Annotated in this window: 13 protein-coding genes; 1 reads left to right on the top strand and 12 read right to left on the bottom strand. The window is 58.2% G+C overall.

What is annotated here, in order from left to right; translation table 11 throughout:
- Nucleotide 1: 1 nt before the first annotated feature.
- A complete protein-coding gene (glpG, locus tag HCK03_RS01575; RefSeq protein WP_076946157.1) occupies nucleotides 2-832 on the bottom strand; it encodes a rhomboid family intramembrane serine protease GlpG in 831 nt (276 codons plus the stop codon).
- Nucleotides 833-971: 139 nt separating this feature from the next.
- Nucleotides 972-1,301 (bottom strand): thiosulfate sulfurtransferase GlpE, encoded by a 330-nt coding sequence (gene glpE, locus HCK03_RS01570; protein WP_041143029.1) that lies wholly within the window; start codon nucleotides 1,299-1,301, stop codon nucleotides 972-974.
- Nucleotides 1,302-1,515: 214 nt separating this feature from the next.
- Here glpE and glpD point away from each other — a divergent pair, with 214 nt between their 5' ends.
- Complete coding sequence (gene glpD / locus HCK03_RS01565; RefSeq protein ID WP_041143030.1) at nucleotides 1,516-3,024, top strand: glycerol-3-phosphate dehydrogenase; 1,509 nt, start codon at nucleotides 1,516-1,518, stop codon at nucleotides 3,022-3,024.
- A gap of 117 nt (nucleotides 3,025-3,141) precedes the next feature.
- On the opposite strand, the gene glgP is transcribed toward glpD, so the two are convergent.
- The 10 genes from glgP to yhhW form a co-directional block, all read right to left on the bottom strand.
- Nucleotides 3,142-5,589, bottom strand: a complete 2,448-nt coding sequence (gene glgP, locus HCK03_RS01560; protein ID WP_041143031.1) for a glycogen phosphorylase — start codon at nucleotides 5,587-5,589, stop codon at nucleotides 3,142-3,144.
- Between the two features lie 17 nt (nucleotides 5,590-5,606).
- Nucleotides 5,607-7,040, bottom strand: a complete 1,434-nt coding sequence (gene glgA / locus HCK03_RS01555) for a glycogen synthase GlgA (protein WP_041143032.1) — start codon at nucleotides 7,038-7,040, stop codon at nucleotides 5,607-5,609.
- The gene (glgC, locus tag HCK03_RS01550) at nucleotides 7,040-8,335 is read right to left on the bottom strand and encodes a glucose-1-phosphate adenylyltransferase (protein ID WP_041143033.1); all 1,296 of its coding nucleotides are present in this window, start codon (nucleotides 8,333-8,335) and stop codon (nucleotides 7,040-7,042) included. The genes glgA and glgC overlap by 1 nt, the downstream gene beginning before the upstream one ends.
- A gap of 80 nt (nucleotides 8,336-8,415) precedes the next feature.
- Nucleotides 8,416-10,392: a glycogen debranching protein GlgX gene (glgX, locus tag HCK03_RS01545; RefSeq protein WP_167691058.1), complete on the bottom strand. Its 1,977-nt coding sequence runs from the start codon at nucleotides 10,390-10,392 to the stop codon at nucleotides 8,416-8,418.
- The gene (glgB, locus tag HCK03_RS01540; RefSeq protein ID WP_041143035.1) at nucleotides 10,389-12,575 is read right to left on the bottom strand and encodes a 1,4-alpha-glucan branching enzyme; all 2,187 of its coding nucleotides are present in this window, start codon (nucleotides 12,573-12,575) and stop codon (nucleotides 10,389-10,391) included. Before glgB ends, glgX begins: the two co-directional genes overlap by 4 nt.
- Nucleotides 12,576-12,817: 242 nt before the next feature.
- A complete protein-coding gene (asd, locus tag HCK03_RS01535; protein WP_134528015.1) occupies nucleotides 12,818-13,924 on the bottom strand; it encodes an aspartate-semialdehyde dehydrogenase in 1,107 nt (368 codons plus the stop codon).
- A 471-nt stretch (nucleotides 13,925-14,395) separates the two neighbouring features.
- On the bottom strand, nucleotides 14,396-15,736 hold the full coding sequence (gene gntU, locus HCK03_RS01530) for a gluconate transporter (protein WP_041143037.1): 1,341 nt from the start codon (nucleotides 15,734-15,736) through the stop codon (nucleotides 14,396-14,398).
- A complete protein-coding gene (gntK, locus tag HCK03_RS01525) occupies nucleotides 15,736-16,266 on the bottom strand; it encodes a gluconokinase (RefSeq protein WP_004868532.1) in 531 nt (176 codons plus the stop codon). Before gntK ends, gntU begins: the two co-directional genes overlap by 1 nt.
- Before the next feature lie 186 nt (nucleotides 16,267-16,452).
- Complete coding sequence (gntR, locus tag HCK03_RS01520; protein WP_041143038.1) at nucleotides 16,453-17,448, bottom strand: gluconate operon transcriptional repressor GntR; 996 nt, start codon at nucleotides 17,446-17,448, stop codon at nucleotides 16,453-16,455.
- A gap of 194 nt (nucleotides 17,449-17,642) precedes the next feature.
- A complete protein-coding gene (gene yhhW, locus HCK03_RS01515; protein WP_041143039.1) occupies nucleotides 17,643-18,338 on the bottom strand; it encodes a quercetin 2,3-dioxygenase in 696 nt (231 codons plus the stop codon).
- Nucleotides 18,339-18,416 lie beyond the last annotated feature (78 nt).

The following is an 18,416-nucleotide window of genomic DNA, read 5'->3' as shown; positions in this document are numbered from 1 at the left end:
TCTATGTTCGTTTTCGCACATGCTGAGTATCTACAAACGCCATCGCCAGTCCGGTCACCAGGCCGGCTACGTGCGCGCCGTTCGCAATCGACATGCCAAAAACATCAAACCATCCAGCAATTAACCATACTAAGGAGAAGAGTATCAAGCCGCGCTGTAAATAAACGCCGCTCTGCGGATCGCGCTCTCCCCGCAGCCAGACGTAGCCCATCAGCGCATACACTACGCCGGATAAGCCACCAAACCAGGGGCCGCTAAACTGATGTTGAACAAACCCGCTCAGCAGCGCGCTAATGACGGTGATAACCACCAGCTTGCCGCTGCCAATCCGTTTCTCAACCGCACCGCCGAGGTACCACCACCATAGCAGGTTAAACAGGATGTGCATCAGCGAGAAGTGCATCAACGCATGGCTAAAGTAGCGCCAGACCTCAAACTTCAGCGAGGGGTCGTACGGCCAGGCCAGCAGCAGCATAACCGGCTGGTCGCCAAGGACATTTTGCAGCACAAAGACCAGCACGCAGAGCGTCAGAACCACCCACGTAACGGGCCCGGCGTTGTGGCGCAGGGTCGCGAAGAAGGGGAAGCGCTGGTAGTGCAGCCCGCTGTTAGTTTGCCCCGATTGCCAGCTTGCCGCGAGGTAGCGCGGGTCGGCGGGGTTTTCGAGAAAGCGAGTCAGTTCAGCCTGAACCCGCGCGGCCTGGCTCTCGTCCGCCAGCCAGACGTCGCTCTGGCTGTGCTGCTGAATAGTCAGGATAACGCCCTGGGTCGCCATATAGTCGACAAACGCCTGGGCCACGCGCGGGTTGGCAAAAGAGGTAATCATTAACATGCAGCGGATCGCTTATTCCACACAAAGGGGGACAGTATATACGCAAAATCATTCAAGATGCGTGGCGACGGCAGCCGCGAACGAGCACAGGCGCCCGGTACGCGGGCTGTTTGAACCCTAAAGCGTATACGGTTACCGGTCAGAGCGTCCCGTGAGCCACTTCCGCCGGGAAGTGACGATGCCAGGCATCAAACCCGCCGTCCACGCTGTAGACCTTGTCATAGCCCTGCTGCAGCAGATACTGCGCGGCGCCCTTACTGCTATTACCGTGGTAGCACATCACCATCACCGCCGTCTCAAAGTCGTTATCACGCATAAACGCGCCCAGCGTATCGTTGGTCAGATGAAACGCACCCGGAGTGTGGCCCATCGCATAGCTTTGCGGGTCGCGGATATCCACCAGTACCGCCATGGCCTGCTGCAGCTTCTGATGCGCCTCTTCTACGTTGATACATTCAAAGTGATCCATGTGCTCTTGTCTCTTTATTGCGGGGTGATATAGCGGGCTGATTGCCGGCCATGATTCTACTGCCTAGTTTACCGTCAGACGGGAAATAAACGCCAATATGTTACATGCATCACTCTGAAATGTTTTTTTGATGTTACCAATAGCGCGTTTGTTTGCTATATTGAGCGATATCGAACATTTGTGAGCTTAAACGAAAGTGCAAGAGGTAGCGAACGTGGAAACCAAAGATCTGATTGTGATAGGCGGAGGCATCAACGGTGCCGGTATCGCGGCAGATGCCGCCGGGCGTGGTTTATCCGTACTGATGCTGGAAGCGCGCGATCTCGCCTGCGCCACCTCCAGCGCCAGCTCAAAGCTGATTCACGGCGGGCTGCGCTACCTTGAACACTACGAATTCCGTCTGGTCAGCGAAGCGCTGGCCGAACGTGAAGTGCTGCTAAAAATGGCGCCGCATCTCGCATTCCCGATGCGCTTCCGCCTGCCGCACCGTCCGCATCTGCGCCCGGCGTGGATGATCCGTATTGGTCTGTTTATGTACGATCACCTGGGAAAACGCACCAGCTTACCCAGCTCAACCGGTTTGCGATTTGGCGCAGAGTCGGTACTTAAACCTGAAATCGTGCGCGGTTTCGAATATTCCGACTGCTGGGTAGACGATGCGCGGCTGGTTCTGGCGAACGCGCAGATGGTGGTGCGCAAAGGCGGCGAGGTTCGTACCCGCACCCGTGCCATCTCCGCCCGGCGTGAAAACGGGCTGTGGATTGTCGAGGCGGAAGATATCGACAGCGGCGAGAAGTTTACCTGGCAGGCGCGGGGCCTGGTGAACGCTACCGGCCCGTGGGTCAAACACTTCTTTGATGAAGGGATGCACCTGCGCTCCCCTTACGGCATCCGCCTGATTAAGGGCAGCCACATCGTGGTACCGCGCGTACATACCCAGAAGCAGGCCTATATTCTGCAAAACGAAGACAAGCGAATTGTGTTCGTGATCCCGTGGATGGACGAGTTCTCGATAATCGGCACCACCGACGTGGAGTACAACGGCGATCCGCAGAAAGTGGCGATCGATGAAAAAGAGATTAGCTACCTGCTCAACGCCTACAACGCGCACTTTAAAAAGACGCTGTCCCGCGACGATATCGTCTGGACCTATTCCGGCGTCCGCCCGCTGTGCGACGATGAATCTGATTCACCGCAGGCGATTACCCGCGACTATACGCTCGATATTCATGACGAAAACGGCCAGGCGCCGCTGCTGTCGGTCTTTGGCGGCAAGCTCACGACCTACCGCAAGCTGGCAGAGCACGCGCTGGAAAAGCTGACGCCGTACTATAAAGGCATCGGCCCGGCGTGGACCAAAACCGCCGTTCTGCCCGGGGGCGAGATCGACGGCGATCGCGACGATTACGCCGCCAAACTGCGCCGCCGCTTCGCATTTATCAGCGAATCAATGGCGCGTCACTACGCCCGCACCTACGGCAGCAACAGCGAGTGGGTGCTCGGCGAGGCGACATCGCTTGCCGATCTGGGCGAAGATTTTGGCCACGAATTCTATGAAGCCGAGCTGAAATACCTCGTGGAGCATGAGTGGGTGCGCAGCCTCGATGACGCCATCTGGCGTCGTACCAAACAGGGCATGTGGCTCAGCGCCGGGCAGCAGGCGCGCATTAGCGAATGGCTGGCGCAGCACGTGGGAAAGTCTGAGCTCTCTCTGGCCTCGTAGGCGCCCCGGCGGGGTCTCTCGCCGGTCGCTAAGCGCACGAGAAGGCGCGGTCTGAGGGGTTCAAAAAAGACAAAAAAACGGGGCCTGATGGCCCCGTTTTTTATGGCATCGCGGCGGTTACAGCCGCACCGGATCGATATGCCAGATATGGTCGGCATACTCTTTAATCGTCCGGTCAGAAGAGAAGTAGCCCATATTGGCGATGTTGAGCATCGCTTTGTTGGCCCACTCTTCCGGGTGACGGTAGAGCTCGTCCACTTTATCCTGACAATCGACGTAGCTACGATAATCCGCCAGCACCTGATAGTGGTCGCCAAAGTTAATCAGCGAATCCAGCAGGTCGCGATAGCGGCCGGGCTCCGACGGACTGAACAGGCCGGTACCGATCTGCGTCAGCGTCTGATGCAGCTCCGGATCCTGCTCGTAGTAGTCGCGCGGTTTGTAGCCGCTGCGGCGCAGCGCCTCAACCTCCTCCGCGGTATTGCCGAAGATGAAGATATTCTCTTCGCCCACGTGCTCGAGCATTTCAACGTTAGCCCCGTCGAGGGTACCAATGGTCAGCGCGCCGTTGAGCGCAAACTTCATATTACTGGTCCCGGAGGCTTCCGTTCCCGCCAGCGAGATCTGCTCGGAGAGATCCGCCGCCGGAATAATCAGCTGGGCCAGGCTGACGCTGTAGTTAGGGATAAACACGATCTTCAGCTTATCGCCGATCTGCGGATCGTTGTTGACCACTGCCGCCACGTCGTTAATGAGATGAATAATGTGCTTGGCCATGTAGTAGGCCGAAGCGGCTTTCCCGGCGAAGATATTGACCCGCGGCACCCACTCGGCGTCGGGATCGGCCTTGATGCGGTTATAGCGCGCAATCACGTGCAGCACGTTCATCAGCTGACGCTTGTACTCGTGGATACGCTTGATCTGCACATCAAACAGCGCCTTCGGATTAACCACCACGTTAAGCTGCTGGCCGATATAGTTTGCCAGCCGCTGCTTGTTCTCCAGCTTCGCCTGGCGCACCGCCTGGTTCACCGTCGGATAATCAATATGCTGCTCCAGCTCCTTGAGCTGGCTGAGATCGGTGCGCCAGGTGCGGCCAATATTTTCATCCAGCACCTTCGACAGCGGCGGATTCGCCAACGCCAGCCAGCGGCGCGGGGTCACGCCGTTGGTCACGTTGGTGAAGCGCATCGGGAAAATCCGCGCAAACTCGGCGAACAGCGACTCCACCATCAGCCTCGAGTGCAGCTCGGAAACGCCGTTCACCTTATGGCTAATGACCACCGCCAGCCAGGCCATCCGCACCCGGCGGCCGTTGGACTCATCGATAATCGAGGTCCGGCTCAGCAGCGCGGTATCGTTGGGATACTGCTCCTGCAGCGTCTTGAGGAAGTAGTCGTTAATCTCAAAGATAATCTGCAGATGGCGCGGCAGAATTTTACCCAGCATATCGACAGGCCAGGTCTCCAGCGCTTCGCTCATCAGGGTATGGTTGGTGTAGGAGAAGACCTGGCAGGTCACCTCAAACGCCTCATCCCAGCTAAACTTATGCTCGTCAATCAGCAGACGCATCAGCTCAGGGATCGACAGCACCGGGTGGGTGTCGTTGAGGTGGATAGCGATTTTGTCGGCCAGGTTGGCGTAGGTTTTATGCAGCTGATAGTGGCGGCTAAGGATATCCTGCACCGTCGCGGAGACGAGGAAATACTCCTGACGCAGGCGCAGCTCGCGCCCGGAATAGGTGGAGTCATCCGGATAGAGCACGCGGGATACGTTTTCGGAGTGGTTTTTATCTTCTACCGCCGCGAAGTAGTCGCCCTGGTTGAATTTACCGAGGTTGATTTCGCTGCTGGCCTGAGCGCTCCACAGCCGCAGGGTATTGGTGGCATCGGTATCGAAGCCCGGGATAATCTGATCGTAGGCTTCCGCAAGGATCTCTTCGGTTTCCACCCAGCGGGAGTTTTTCCCCTCCTGCTGAATTCGGCCGCCAAAGCGCACTTTGTAGCGCGTGTTATGGCGCTCAAACTCCCACGGGTTGCCGTATTCCAGCCAGTAGTCCGGCGACTCCTTCTGCCGACCGTCGACGATATTCTGCTTAAACATCCCGTAGTCATAGCGGATGCCGTAGCCGCGACCCGGCAGGCCGAGGGCCGCCAGAGAGTCGAGGAAGCAGGCCGCCAGACGCCCGAGCCCGCCGTTGCCCAGCCCCGGGTCATTCTCCTCGTCGATCAGCTCTTCAAGGTTGAGCCCCATCTCTTCCAGCGCGTTGTTGACATCTTCATAGATACCCAGCGACAGCAGCGCGTTAGAGAGAGTGCGGCCAATCAGAAACTCCATCGACAGGTAGTAAACCTGACGAACTTCCTGCGAAAGCTGAGCGCGGTTAGAGCGCAGCCAGCGCTCCACCATTCGGTCACGCACGGCGAACAGCGTGGCGTTAAGCCATTCATGTTTGTTGGCGATCGCCGGATCTTTGCCGATGATAAACATCAGCTTATAGGCGATAGAGTGCTTCAGTGCCTCAACGCTCAGCGTGGGTGATGCGTAGCTAAAGGGTACATTCATCGCAATGACTCCTGTGGTTACATCAAGCGTTGATAAAGTTCGCGATAAGAGTTCGCTGCGACCTGCCAGCTAAAATCCATATTCATCGCCTGGCGCTGCACGTAACGCCAGAGCGAAGGCCGCGACCACAGAACGAATGCGCGCCGAATTGCTCGCAGTAGCGACAAGGCATTGCTGTCTTCAAAGACAAACCCGCTGGCCAGGCCATCGGCCAGGTTTTCCAGGGAGCTGTCGGTGACGGTATCCGCCAGGCCGCCGGTACGCCGTACCAGCGGCAGGGTGCCGTACTTGAGGCCATACAGCTGCGTCAGCCCGCACGGTTCAAAGCGGCTGGGAACCAGGATGACGTCGGCGCCGCCCATAATGCGGTGTGAGAAGGCTTCATGATAGCCAATCTGCACGCCCACTTTGCCCGGATGCTCGGCCGCTGCGGCCAGGAAGCCCTCCTGCAGCACCGGATCGCCGGCGCCCAGCAGCGCCAGCTGCCCGCCCTGCTCCAGCAGGCCCGGCAGCGCTTCAAGCACCAGGTCCAGCCCCTTCTGGCTGGTCAGGCGGCTGACCACGGCAAACAGCGGCGCCTTGTCGTCCACCTTCAGCCCCATCGCAATTTGCAGCTGGCGCTTGTTCTCCGCTTTATCTTCGAGACTATCGCGGTCGTAGCGCGCGGCCAGCAGCAGGTCGTTTTGCGGATTCCAGATATTTGAATCCACGCCGTTAAGGATGCCCGACAGGCGCCCCTCGTGCTGCCGCTGGCGCAGCAGCCCCTCCATGCCGTAAGCAAACTGCGGTTCGGTTATCTCACGGGCGTAGGTTGGGCTGACCGCCGTAATATGGTCGGCATAATAGAGGCCCGCTTTCAGGAACGAGAGCTGGCCGTTGAACTCGAGGCCGTGCATGTTATAGAACGACCACGGCAGCTCAATCTCGTTCATATGCCAGGAGTAGAACATCCCCTGATAGGCTAGGTTGTGCACCGTGAAAACCGATTTCGCCGGGTGGCCGCGCGCCGCCAGATAGGCCGGGGTCAGGCCCGCATGCCAGTCGTGGGCGTGCACAACGTCAGGGCGCCAGAAGGGATCCAGCCCACAGGCCATTTCGCTGCCTACCCAGCCAAGCAGCGCAAAGCGCAGCACGTTATCGGTGTAGGCATGCTGGTTGGTATCGTGGTAAGGGCTCCCCGGGCGATCGTAAAGATGTGGTGCATCAATCAGATAGATGCCCACGCCGTTAAAATGGCCAAACAGCAACGTGATGCGGCCGGCAAAGGTGTCTCTGCGCGTCACCACCTGCGCATCGGTTATCCCGCGACGAATATCAGGAAACGCGGGCAGCAGCACGCGCGTATCGATACCTTCTGCAATTTGTGCCGCAGGCAGCGCGCCGATGACATCCGCCAGACCGCCGGTTTTTAACAGCGGGAACATCTCTGAACATACGTGTAAGACCTGCATTATCGCTCCTGTGAGTGCCCCAACTTCCGCAACATATCCCGGGTGACCAGCACAATACCTTCCTCTGAGCGGTAGAACCGACGCGCATCTTCTTCCGCGTGTTCACCAATCACCATGCCTTCCGGAATCACGCAGGCGCGGTCGATCACGCAGCGGCGCAGGCGGCACGAGCGTCCGACCCAAACTTCTGGCAATAAGACTGCCGAATCAATGTTACAGAATGAGTTCACCCGCACGCGCGGGAACAGCACCGACTGCACCACCACCGAACCGGAGATAATACAGCCGCCGGAGACCAGCGAGTTCAGCGTCATGCCGTGGCTACCGGAGCGATCCTGAACGAATTTAGCCGGCGGCAGCGACTCCATGTGGGTACGAATCGGCCAGTTCTGATCGTACATATCCAGCTCCGGCGTCACCGATGCCAGGTCGAGGTTGGCTTTCCAGTAAGCCTCGAGCGTCCCCACGTCGCGCCAGTAGGGTTCGGCCTCGGGATCCGACTGAACGCAGGAGAGTGGGAAAGGATGTGCATAAGCCATGCCAGCTTCGGTTATCTTCGGAATGATATCTTTGCCGAAGTCGTGGCTGGAGTTTTCATCGTTATCATCTTCCGCCAGCAGCTCATAAAGATAATCGGCATCAAAGACATAGATACCCATGCTGGCCAGCGATTTGCTGGCATCGCTCGGCATGGCGGGCGGCACGGCAGGCTTTTCGACAAACTCAATGATCTTGTCGCTCTCATCAACCGCCATCACGCCGAAAGCGGATGCCTCTTCGATGGGCACCGGCATACAGGCCACGGTGCAGCGCGCCCCTTTTTCGACGTGATCGATAAGCATGCGCGAGTAGTCCTGCTTATAGATATGATCGCCGGCGAGGATCACCACGTACTCCGCCTTGTAGCGGCGAATAATATCGAGGTTCTGGGTCACCGCATCCGCGGTACCGCGATACCAGTTTTCACCATGCACGCGCTGCTGCGCCGGAAGCAAATCGACGAACTCGTTCATCTCTTCGCTAAAGAACGACCAGCCGCGCTGGATATGCTGTACCAGCGTGTGCGATTGATACTGGGTGATAACGCCAATGCGGCGAATACCTGAGTTAATGCAGTTAGATAATGCGAAATCGATAATGCGAAACTTACCGCCAAAATGGACGGCCGGTTTTGCGCGCTTAATCGTTAAATCTTTCAGTCGGGTACCGCGACCACCCGCAAGAATCAACGCAACGGTTTTGATGGGCAGCTGACGCGCCAGCATCAACGGATCGTTCTTTTCTAGCCTAACCATGATTAACTCCTTTTTACATCCCAGCCTTCCTGCCCTTCCCGCCGCGTTGCCGCCGCGAAACTTACCGGAAGCCTCAGGGCTTACGACCTTTGAAATACGCACACTCCGTGCGCGGGCCCATGCCAGACATCCATGATGACCGGATTGTTCTCTCCGGCGAACGGAAGAACGGCGTGCCATTCCCCCGCAGGTAATTCCATATTTGTGACTTCTGGGGTGGCGTTCAGCGTTATCAGCCAGCGTTCGGATAGCTGGATCTGCAAACGCATCACGCCGTGCTGCCACTCATCAGCGCTCAGCGGCTGAGCGTGTTGATTTAGCCAGCGAACGCTGCCGTCTCCCTCCTGCCACCAGCGGTTGCCGGTTAAGGCGGGGATACGGCGGCGTAGATGAATAAGCGCCGCAGTGAACGCGGTCAGCCCGCTGTTCGCCTTGCCCCAGTCGAGCCAGGTCAGCGCGTTATCCTGACAGTACGCATTATTGTTGCCATGCTGGCTATGGCCGTGTTCATCACCCGCCAGCAGCATCGGCGTTCCCTGCGACAGCAGGAGCGTCACCAGCAGGGCGTGAACGCTGTCCCGGCGCCTTTCAATCACGTCGAGCGTAGCCTCTAAACCCTCTATACCATGATTGCTGCTGTAGTTATTGTTAGTCCCATCGCGATTCTCTTCACCGTTCGCCTCATTATGTTTCTGATTGAAACAGACGCAGTCGCGCAGGGTGAAGCCATCATGGGCGGTAATCAGATTTACCGCCGCCGCCGGCTGCCGCCCGCTGCGTTGAAAGAGATCGCTGGAAGCGGCAAAGCGCTGGGCGAACTCCCCCAACGAGGCGTTTTGCTGCAGCCAGAAACGGCGCGAAACATCGCGGAAGTGGTCGTTCCACTCGGCAAACAGCGGCGGGAAGTTGCCCACCTGATAGCCACCGGCGCCGATATCCCAGGGCTCAGCAATCAGCTTCACCTCCGCCAGCTGCGGATCGCGGCGGATCGCCTCAAACAGCGGCGCATCCTGACGAAACTCAGGCGTCCGTCCCATAACCGAGGCCAGATCGAAGCGGAAGCCGTCAACGTGACACTCATCCACCCAGAAACGCAGGCACTGGCGGGCGTACTCCACCACCCCAGGATGGCTGAGGTTGATGGTGTTCCCGCAGCCGGTCCAGTTGTGGTAGTCGCCGTCTTCTCTTATCCAATAATAGCTACGGTTATCGATTCCGCGCAGGGAGAAGGTCGGCCCTTCAAGATCGATTTCAGCGCTGTGGTTCAGCACCACGTCGAGGATCACCTCGATACCTGCGGCGTGAAGCGCCTTCACCGCGTCGCGAAATTCGTCGAGCGCGCGCTCGGGCTGGCTGGCGTAGCGCGGGTCGAGGGCGAAAATCGCCAGCGGGTTGTAGCCCCAGTAGTTGCTCAGGCCCATCCGCTGCAGGCGCGGTTCGCTGGCAAACTGCGCCACCGGCATCAGCTCCAGCGCGGTAATACCCAGCGTATTGAAATAGTCGATCATCACCGGATGACCCAGCGCCCGGTAGGTGCCGCGAATCTCCTCCGGCAGTCCGGGATGCAGGTACGTCAGCCCTTTGACGTGGGCTTCATAAAAGACCGTCTGACCCCAGGGCGTGCGCGGCGGCTTGTCGCCCAGCCAGTCGTAATGCAGGTCAACAACCCGCGACTTCGGTGCGATTGCCGCGCTATCGCGGTTATCGGGCTGCCGGGCGCCGCCGTGAAGACGCTCATCGTCAGGCAGCGCGCCATCCACCCGGTGGCAGCAGGGATCGAGCAGCAGCTTCGCCGGGTTAAAGCGATGCCCCTGCTCGGGCTCCCACGGGCCGTGGACGCGATAGCCGTAGCGCAAACCTGGGCCAACGCCGGCCAGCCAGCCGTGCCAGACGTCGCCGCTGCGCGCGGGTAGATCAACACGTCGTTCGTTCCCCTGCTCATCGAACAGGCATAGCTCTACCCGCTCGGCATGGGCGGAAAAGAGGGTAAAGTTCACCCCCTTTCCGTCATAGCTGGCGCCCAGCGGAGCGGGCTTTCCTGGCGAGAGCGTCGTCATTCCGCCTCCCGCACCAGCCAGACGGTTGCCAGCGGTGGCAGTGTAATCGACAGCGAGTTCTCGCGGCCGTGGCTGGCGATAGCCTCGCTTTCCACAATTCCGCAGTTACCGGTATTGCTGCCGTGGTAGTGCATCGAGTCGGTATTCAGCTCTTCGCGCCAGCGACCCGGCTGGTTAATCCCGAAGCGATAGCCGTGACGCGGTACCGGCGTGAAGTTGCTGGCAACGATGATCTCATTCCCCGCCTTATCGCGACGGACGAAGATAAACACCGAGCGCTCGTGGTCGTCTACAACCAGCCATTCGAAGCCGTAGCGGTCAAAATCAAGCTCGTGCAGCGCCTTGTGACGACGATAGGTATGGTTCAGGTCGCGAACCAGACGCTGGACGCCGTGGTGCCAGTTGTCGCCGCCTTCCAGCAGATGCCAGTCGAGGCTGGCGTCGTGGTTCCACTCCCGCCCCTGGGCAAACTCGTTGCCCATAAACAGCAGCTTTTTACCGGGGAAGGCAAACAGCCAGCCGTAGTAGGCGCGCAGGTTAGCAAACTTCTGCCACGCATCGCCTGGCATGCGGTCAAGAATCGACTTTTTGCCGTGGACCACTTCATCGTGGGAGAGCGGCAGAACGAAGTTCTCGGTGTAGTTGTAGAGCATGCCGAAAGTCATCTTGTCATGATGATGACGGCGGTGAACCGGATCGAGCTTCATGTAGTCGAGGGTGTCGTGCATCCAGCCGAGGTTCCATTTGAACCAGAAGCCGAGCCCGCCCGTCGAGGAGGGACGCGAAACGCCGGCAAAGTCGGTGGACTCTTCGGCCATGGTGACCGCGCCAGGGGTCTGTTCGCCGAGCACGCGGTTGGTATTACGCAGGAACTCAATCGCTTCCAGGTTTTCCCGTCCGCCGAACTCATTCGGCACCCATTCGCCCTCTTTACGGCTGTAGTCGCGGTAGATCATCGAGGCCACCGCATCGACGCGCAGGGCGTCAATGCCGAAACGCTCAATCCAGTACAGCGCGTTGCCCACGAGGAAGTTGCTGACCTCGCGGCGGCCGTAGTTGTAGATCAGGGTATTCCAGTCCTGGTGATAGCCTTCGCGCGGGTCGCTGTGTTCGTACAGCGAGGTCCCGTCAAACGCCGCGAGGGCAAAATCATCGGAGGGGAAATGCCCCGGCACCCAGTCGAGGATCACGTTGAGGCCCGCGGCGTGGGCGGCGTGAATGAAGTAGCGGAAATCTTCGCGGGTACCAAAGCGTCGGGTCGGCGCGTACAGCCCGGTGGGCTGATAGCCCCAGCTGCCGTCAAACGGGTGCTCGTTAACCGGCAGCAGCTCCAGATGGGTAAAGCCCATCCATTTGGCATAAGGCACCAGCTGGTCCGCCAGCTCGCGATAGCTCAGCCAGAAGTTGTTATCGGTATGGCGACGCCAGGAGCCCAGGTGAACCTCATAAATCGAAATCGGCGCATCGAACTGGTTCGCCTGCTTGCGCTCCGGCGGCTGGGCAATTTTATCCGGCAGGCCGCAGATCAGCGAGGCGGTATCCGGGCGCATCTGCGCTTCAAAGGCGTAAGGGTCGGACTTCACCCGCAGGTGGCCGTGCGCGTCGATCATCTCAAATTTATACAGCTGGCCGTTCTGCGCGCCGGGGACAAACAGCTCCCAAATCCCCGACTCTTTACGCAGGCGCATCGGGTGGCGGCGGCCGTCCCAGTAGTTGAACTGGCCGACAACGGAAACCCGGCGGGCGTTTGGCGCCCACACCGAGAAGCGCGTGCCGGTAATGCCGTCCATCGTATCGGCATGGGCACCGAGCGTTTCATACGGCCGCAGATGGGTACCTTCGGAGAGCAGCCAGACGTCCAGATCCTGCAGCAGCGGGCCAAAGCGGTAAGGGTCATCAATCAGATTGAGCTGACCATGCCAGGTGACGGCCAGCTGATAGCGAAAAGCATTTTTTCGACGCGGCAGAGTGCCGCAAAAGAAACCGCGCGAGTCGAGGCACTCAAGCTTGCCGACTTTGCGTCCGGTTTTCGGTTCAATCACCCACACATCGGTGGCATCGGGTAACAACGCGCGTACTTCCAGCCCGGCATCGGTGGCGTGCATGCCCAGCACAGAAAAAGGGTCCGCAAAATGACCGGCAATTAGCGCGTTAATCACGTCTCTATCAATATGATTAGACATGGTTTCATCCTGTTGTAAGTGCCGCCCTTTCCTGTATCTGGCGACTTTTTTTGACCTGAACGGTGCAGCACACTGTGCATCCTTCTGCTCCGTCCCACCTTCAGGTAAGGAAACGTCGTTCCTTACTAAAGCATAGCCAAGGCTTTCTTACCCCCGTTGAGAAAAATCAAACATCCGCGTTTACTCCTTGTATTACGCAAAAAAAGGGGGTGTCAGACACCCCCTTTTTATTCATCCTGTGATTACGCCAGCTGCCGTAGCATCCGGCGCAGCGGCTCGGCTGCGCCCCACAGCAGCTGGTCGCCGACGGTGAAGGCCGAGAGATACTCCGGCCCCATATTCAGCTTACGCAGGCGACCAACCGGCGTCGTCAGGGTGCCGGTGACGGCAGCCGGAGTCAGCTCGCGCATGGTAATATCACGATCGTTAGGGACCACTTTCGCCCACGGGTTGTGCGCTGCCAGCAGCTCCTCAACGGTCGGGATAGAAACGTCTTTTTTCAGCTTGATGGTGAACGCCTGGCTGTGGCAGCGCAGCGCGCCAACGCGCACGCACAGGCCGTCAACCGGAATGGCCGCTGAGGTGGCGAGGATTTTGTTGGTCTCCGCCTGGCCCTTCCACTCTTCACGGCTCTGGCCGTTATCCAGCTGCTTGTCGATCCACGGGATCAGGCTACCGGCCAGCGGTACGCCAAAGTTATCTACCGCCAGATCGCCGCTGCGGGTGAGCGAGGTGACCTTGCGCTCAATCTCCAGAATAGCGGAAGCCGGATTAGCCAGCTCCGTCGCAACGTGGCTGTGCAGCTGGCCCATCTGGGTCAGCAGTTCACGCATGTGGCGCGCGCCGCCGCCGGAGGCCGCCTGGTAAGTCGCGACGCTGACCCACTCGACTAAATCCTGTGCAAACAGGCCGCCGAGGGACATCAGCATCAGGCTGACGGTACAGTTGCCGCCAACGAAGGTCTTCACGCCATTATTCAGGCCGGCGGTAATCACGTCCTGGTTAACCGGGTCAAGAATAATGATGGCGTCGTCCTTCATGCGCAGCGAAGACGCGGCGTCAATCCAGTAACCCTGCCAGCCGCTTTCACGCAGCTTCGGATATACGTCGTTGGTATAATCGCCGCCCTGGCATGTCACAATGATATCCAGCGCCTTCAGTGCTTCCAGGTCAAACGCATCCTGAAGCGTACCGCCGGTGCTGCCACCGAATGATGGAGCAGGTTGCCCCAGCTGAGAGGTGGAGAAAAAAACAGGGCGAATGGCGTCGAAATCGCGCTCTTCAACCATGCGTTGCATGAGTACAGAGCCGACCATTCCGCGCCAGCCGATAAAACCAACATTTTTCATAACGTATTTCCTGGGAGATGTGTGCTGTTTGTGCCAAGCCAGTTTCCTACTGGATCATCCTTCACATTACAAAATGCTGCTAAAGTCGCAAGTGAAATTAATCAATGATTGCCCGGCAATCAGTAAAGCAACTTATCTTATGCAGCATCCGCAGCCATCGGCATTCAGGAAAACCTTAAAGATTATCGGGGAAAGCGTGGCGAAAAGGGAATAATTTCCGCCGCGTTTTTATTGATCTGGATTATGGATTTACACGGAAAATGGGCCGCTAACCGCAGCGCAGCAAAACCCGACAAACCCTTGCGCTGCGGGGGCTGCTGAGACGTCAGGCTTTTGTCGTAGCGCTCATTATGGCGCGGAGTCAGGCGAAAAAGGGGGCATGGATGCGGGCAGGAAGCGAGGATAAAAACGGCGTCTGCCGTCAGGCGAAAAGAGCCCGGCAGCGCTGCGCCGGACTCGCTTATTTAACGTTTAGCTGAGCAGCGAAAACGCAATCATACCGACAATGGCGCCGGTGGTGCCGAGAATGGTTTCCATCATGGTCCAGGTCTTCAGCGTCTGGGCTTCCGTTGCGCCGGTAAACTTACCGAACAGCCAGAAGCCCGCGTCGTTGACGTGGCTCACGACGATTGAACCGCCGGCGATACAAATCGACAGGGCCGCCATTTGCGCGCCGCTGTAGTTCAGCTGCTCGATAACCGGCATCACCAAACCAACCGCCGTTAAGCAGGCGACCGTCGCAGAGCCCTGGATAATGCGCACTGCGGCCGCCAGCACGAAGCAGGTAATCGCAATTGGCAGACCCATACCGGTCAGCGCTTCACCGAGCGCCGGGCCGACGCCGGAATCCACCAGCACCTGCTTAAAGACGCCACCGGCACCGATGACCAGCAGGATAATCCCCGCAGGCTGCAGCGCGTGGCCGCAGATCTCCATCACCCGATCTTTCGCCATCCCCTGACGTACCGCCAGGCCATAAATCGCCACCAGGCACGCCACCAGAATCGCGGTGAACGGATGGCCGATAAATTCGAACCATTCATAGGTGCTCGAGCCAACCGGGACAAAGCGCGCGGCGACCGTTTTCAGCCCCACCAGCACCAGCGGCAGCAGGATCAGCGACAGGCTAAAGGCGAACGACGGCATCTTGCCTTCACCGAGGCTCGGCTCGCTGATGTCGTCAGGAATATGCAGTTCGACATAGCGGCTGATAAAGTTGCCCCACAGCGGTCCGGCGATCAGCATCCCCGGGATCGCAGCGCAGAGGCCAATCAGGATCATCCAGCCAAAATCGGCGTGCATTTGCGACGCCAGCAGCATAGGCGCGGGCCCCGGCAGCAGAAATGCCGCAGCGGCGGCAACGCCGGCAAACAGCGGAATGACCAGCTTCACCAGGTTGGTGCCGGTATGGCGCGCCATCGAGAAAGCAACGCTAATCAGCAGCACGATAGCCACTTCGAAAAACAGCGGCAGCGCGCAGATAAGGCCGGCCAGGCCAATGGCGTAATGCGCCCGGCTGTGGCCGAAAGACTTCAGCATCTTAACGGCTATCTGGTCGACGGCGCCGGTTTCATGAAGGATCTTACCGAACATCGCCCCAAGCGCCACGACGATCGCCAGAAAGCCGAGCGTCCCACCCATCCCTTTTTCCATGGTTGCCGCAATTTTATCCAGCGGCATCCCGGAAAAGAGACCTGCACCAATAGAAACCACCATCAAAGCCACGAAGGCATGCATACGCGCCTTCATGACTAAAAACAGCAGCAGCAAAACGGAGCCGACTGCTGTTAAAACAAGCGTTAATGTACTCACTAGTTACTGCCTTTGTTGATCACCTCAATGGTGCTCGCGACCACGCCTTCCAGCGATTGATCAATATCGACGATTAACACATCGCCTTCGTCTGCGCCGGGCTCCTGCAGAGTTTCAAACTGCGTTACCAGCATCTGGGTTTTGAAGAAGTGGCCTTTGCGCGCCTTCAGACGACTTTCGATCAGGTCGAAATCACCTTTCAGGTAGACGAAGGAGAGGTTCGGGTTGCCTTTGCGCAGGATGTCGCGATAGCTTTTTTTCAGCGCCGAGCACACGATAAGCGACACTTTATTGGTCCGCTGCATGGCGAAGGCGGCGTCGTTCAGCGCCTGAAGCCACGGCGTGCGGTCGTCGTCATTCAGCGGCTCGCCGGAAGCCATCTTGTTGATATTGCTACGCGGATGCAGAAAGTCGCCGTCGAGAAACGCGGCATGCAGCTGATGCGCCACTTCGCTGGCGACAGCGGATTTTCCACTGCCGGAAACGCCCATCAGGACATAGACGTGGTGATCATGGTTAGTCGTGCTCAAAGCTTCCTCCCACTGGACACATACGCGTCGTCCTTCAGGTCGTTTGGATTCGACGTGAACGGCGCGCGCACAGGTTGATTGTTACGGGTAACTGTTATCGGTAACATTGTCATGCCGGACTTAGGGAGAAGCAATCACCATTCGTGCCAGAAGTGAATATGTGTGATCTACTTCAAACTTGTCAGTTTAAATAGATCCACCCGGTGACAATGTGAAACCTAAATCTAACATCTTAGGGGTAACCGTCTCACCACGAATACGCGCCAGCAGACGCTCGGCGCCGATGCGTCCCATCCGCTCACGCGGCGTCAGCACGCTGGCAAGGCGCGGCTCCATAACCTGGCCAATATCGTGGCCGTGGAAGCCGGCAATCGCCATATCATCCGGAATGCGTAATCCCAGACGCTGGCACTCAAAGGCCGCGCCGACCGCGAGGTCATCGTTGGTGCAGAAGATCCCGTCAAGCTGCGGATATTCGCGACGTGCCTGGCGCATCAGCTCAATCCCTGACGAGTAGGAAGAAGATTGTTCGACCATCACGCTGTACGGCGTCATGCCCGCGTCGTGCATCGCCTGCTCGTACCCCTTCTGCTTGATGATAGTACGTTCATCAAGACGTGCGCCAAGATAGGCCACGTGCCGATGGCCGCGGGCAATAATGGCGGCGGTCATCTGGCGCGCGGCGTCGAAGTTATCAAAACCGACGGCGATATCGAGGCACGGCGAGCGGCTGTCCATCAGCTCGACCACCGGGATCCCGGCGACTTCGATCATTTTCAGCGTGCGCGGCGTGTGGGTACGTTCAGTGAGGATCAGTCCGTCGATGTTCCACGAGAGCATCGACTCCAGGCGTTTTTCTTCCATTTCAGGCTTATAGCCGTAGTGCGCCAGCATGGTCTGGTAGCCAAAAGCATCGGTGACGCTTTCAATACCGCGCAGCACTTCAGAAAAGACCTGGTTGGTTAACGAGGGCAGGAGCACGCCGATGGCGCGGCTGGTCGCGTTGGAGAGAATATCAGGGGCACGATTGGGGATATAACCCAGTTCATCGAGAGCAACGGCAATCTTGCCACGCAGAGCCTCGGAAACCTGTTCCGGGTTACGTAAAAAGCGACTGACCGTCATTTTGGTCACGCCGACAAGATCGGCTACATCCTGAAGTACGGGTCTTTTCTTTTTCATCGTCCTGACTGTAATAAATGGGAGAGATTCTCTCAGTTTATCACGGACAAAGCGCAACCTTCCCGGAGAAACGCGCGCTAACGACTTTATTTAGCCTTAATGGCCGCAATCAGGCGAGCGGCGCTGCGGCCGCTGCGCCAAAAATCCCCGGCCGCGCTGGCGACCGGGTGAGCGGCAAAAAGCAGGACTGAGTATTAGACCGGCGGCAGATCGAACAGCAGGATTTCGCTGTCGCTATCGGCGTGAACCGAGATAGCCTGCTCATCCCAAATCGCCAGGCCATCGCTGGTGGTCGCTTTGGTGCCGTTGATGGTGACTTCACCTTTGACGACCTGAATCCACACACGACGTTCCGCGGCAATCTGATGGACCGACTGCTCATCTTTCAGCAGCGCCCAGCGGTACAGTTCCATATCCTGATGCACTTTCAGCGAGCCTTCGCGAGCGTCCGGCGACAGCACCAGCTGTTTGCCCTGCAGCGCATCAAACCGGCGCTGCTCATAGCGCGGAGCGATGCCGTTCTCTTCCGGCATAATCCAGATTTGATACAGGTGCAGACGTTCGGTGCTGCTCGGGTTGTATTCAGAGTGACGAACCCCGGTACCGGCGCTCATGATCTGGAATTCACCCGCAGGAACCTGCTCTTTGTTACCCATACTGTCCTGGTGTTCAACCACCCCTTCCAGCACGTAGGTCAGAATTTCCATATCTTTATGCGGGTGGGTCCCAAAGCCCTGGCCGGCGTCAATCACGTCATCGTTAATCACGCGCAGAGCGGAAAAGCCCATAAAATTGGCGTCGTAATAGTTGGCGAAAGAGAAAGTATGCCAGGAATCGAGCCAGCCATGATTAGCGTGACCGCGTTCGTTAGCTTTGCGTAAGTAGATCATGTTGCACCCCCGTATGTTTTCGATGGAATAAGTGTGGACCCATTCCGCTAACGATCATAGAGGGTGAAAATTGACTCC

This window comes from Klebsiella terrigena (assembly GCF_012029655.1).
Lineage (GTDB): Bacteria > Pseudomonadota > Gammaproteobacteria > Enterobacterales > Enterobacteriaceae > Klebsiella > Klebsiella terrigena.
The sequence above is the reverse complement of the archived record's forward strand: the minus strand, read 5'-3'. Positions and strand labels throughout refer to the sequence as shown.

Excerpts from the sequence above, each read along its gene's own strand:
- gntR (WP_041143038.1), bottom strand. The coding sequence starts at position 17,448 with ATGAAAAAGAAAAGACCCGTACTTCAGGATGTAGCCGATCTTGTCGGC.
- glgP (WP_041143031.1), bottom strand. The coding sequence starts at position 5,589 with ATGAATGTACCCTTTAGCTACGCATCACCCACGCTGAGCGTTGAGGCA.
- glgA (WP_041143032.1), bottom strand. The coding sequence starts at position 7,040 with ATGCAGGTCTTACACGTATGTTCAGAGATGTTCCCGCTGTTAAAAACC.
- asd (WP_134528015.1), bottom strand. The coding sequence starts at position 13,924 with ATGAAAAATGTTGGTTTTATCGGCTGGCGCGGAATGGTCGGCTCTGTA.
- glgC (WP_041143033.1), bottom strand. The coding sequence starts at position 8,335 with ATGGTTAGGCTAGAAAAGAACGATCCGTTGATGCTGGCGCGTCAGCTG.
- glgX (WP_167691058.1), bottom strand. The coding sequence starts at position 10,392 with ATGACGACGCTCTCGCCAGGAAAGCCCGCTCCGCTGGGCGCCAGCTAT.
- glpG (WP_076946157.1), bottom strand. The coding sequence starts at position 832 with ATGTTAATGATTACCTCTTTTGCCAACCCGCGCGTGGCCCAGGCGTTT.
- glgB (WP_041143035.1), bottom strand. The coding sequence starts at position 12,575 with ATGTCTAATCATATTGATAGAGACGTGATTAACGCGCTAATTGCCGGT.
- yhhW (WP_041143039.1), bottom strand. The coding sequence starts at position 18,338 with ATGATCTACTTACGCAAAGCTAACGAACGCGGTCACGCTAATCATGGC.
- glpE (WP_041143029.1), bottom strand. The coding sequence starts at position 1,301 with ATGGATCACTTTGAATGTATCAACGTAGAAGAGGCGCATCAGAAGCTG.